Consider the following 1,835-nt stretch of genomic DNA (forward strand, 5'->3'; position numbering starts at 1 on the left):
TACGCCACCCGCCCGGACGCCACCCCACCCGACATCCCGGTGCTGACATAGCCTTCGACATCGCCAGGCACGGCACCGCCGGCGCTGTAGTCGTGATAGATCAGCCCGGTGAACACCCCGGTCGAGCTGCCGCTCAGGGTGCCGATGTCGATCCCGGCGTCCTCCAGGGCCTCCCAGGACGTCTCCAGCAGCAACCGCTGCTGCGGATCCATCGCCAGCGCCTCACGCGGCGAAATCCCGAAGAACCGCGCGTCGAAGTCGGCCGCATCGCCGAGGAACGCGCCCTCGCGGGCGTAGCTCTTGCCCACCGCCGCCGGGTCCGGGTCGAAGACCCTCTCCCATTCCGGGCCGCGATCGGCTGGGAAACCGGACACCGCGTCGGCGCCGGAGGCGAGGAGGCTCCAGAAGTCCCCGGCGGAGGACACGCCGCCGGGGAAGCGGCAGCCCATCCCGACGATCACCACCGGATCGTCACCGTCCTGAGCTCGCGCCGTGGGCAGCGCCACCGCAGTGACATCACCGAGCAATTCGGTCAGTACGAACCCCACCAACGCCGACGGCGTCGGATAGTCGAAAACCAGCGTGGCCGGCAACCGCAGACCGGTCACCTCACCCAGCCGATTACGCAACTCCACAGCCGTCAACGAATCAAAACCCAGCTCACGGAAAGACCGACCGGCATCCATCGACTCCGGCCCGGCCATCCCCAGCACGAGCGCCGCCTGGGTCAGCACCAGGCCGCGGACCGTCGACTCCCGCTCGGCCGGAGACAGGCCGGTCAGGCGAGCGGCGAGCCCGGCCGGACCGGCCGTGCCGGCCAGGCCGGCGGTTCGCCGGGTGGCTCGGGCGGTCGGCGTCAGCGAGGCCAGGCCAGACAGCAGAGCCGGTACGTCGAGACCACGGCGGTGGAACGGGGACGGGTCGAGCCGGGCCGGCACCAGCAGAGCGCCCGCTCCGTCGAGCGGCTGACCGCCGGGCTCACCCACGCCCCGGACGGCGTCGAGCAGTGCCAGACCGTCGGCCCCGGTCAGAGGGCGCAGTCCCTGCGCGGCCAGGCGCTGCCAGTCGGCCCCGCTGAGCTGCCCGGCCATCCCCCCAGCGCCGGACCGGGGACCGGGCTGAGTGCCGGACTGGATGCCGGACTGGGTGCCGGTGAGCTGCCACAGTCCCCAGGCCAGGGAAGTGGCGGGCAGGCCGGCTCCTCGGCGATGCGCCGCCAGGGCGTCCAGGAAGGTGTTCGCCGCCGCGTATCCGCCCTGGCCGGGGTTGCCCCAGATGCCGGCGATCGAGGAGAACACCGCGAACAGGCTCAGATCATGGGTCCTGGTCAGCTCGTGCAGGTGCCAGGCGCCGTCCACCTTGGGCCGCATCACGGTGTCAAGGGCGGCCGGGGTGAGCGACGTGATCACGCCGTCGTCCAGGACCCCGGCCGCGTGCACCACTCCCCGCAGCGGCGTCCCGGCTGGCACGGCGGCGATGACCTGCGCCAGCGCGGCCCGATCGGCGACATCGGCGGCGACGACGTCGACCCCGACGCCATGAGCGGCGAGTTCGGCCGCGAGCCGGGCGGTGCCGGGCACGGCCGGTCCCCGCCGGGAGACCAGCACGAGGCGCTCGGCTTGCCGGTTCGCGGCCAGATGACGGGCGACGAGTCCGCCGAGGGCTCCCGAGGCGCCCGTCAGCAGCACGGTCCCCCGGGAATCGGCGGTGCGGGGCATGGTCAGGACGACCTTGCCGACGTTGCGGGCCTGGCTCAGGTACCGGAACGCCTCCGGAGCCCGGCGCACATCCCAGCAAGCCACCGGCAACGGCCTCAAAACCCCCGCAGCGAACAA

The 1,835-nt window shown here is 72.8% G+C and carries 1 protein-coding gene; it reads right to left on the bottom strand.

Annotated elements, in window-relative coordinates:
* Positions 1–1,802 (bottom strand): SDR family NAD(P)-dependent oxidoreductase (locus ACIBQX_RS50600; protein ID WP_397017868.1); only part of this gene is annotated, 1,802 nt, incomplete at its 3' end.
* Positions 1,803–1,835 lie beyond the last annotated feature (33 nt).

This window comes from Nonomuraea sp. NPDC049714 (assembly GCF_044465295.1).
Taxonomy (GTDB): Bacteria; Actinomycetota; Actinomycetes; order Streptosporangiales; family Streptosporangiaceae; genus Nonomuraea.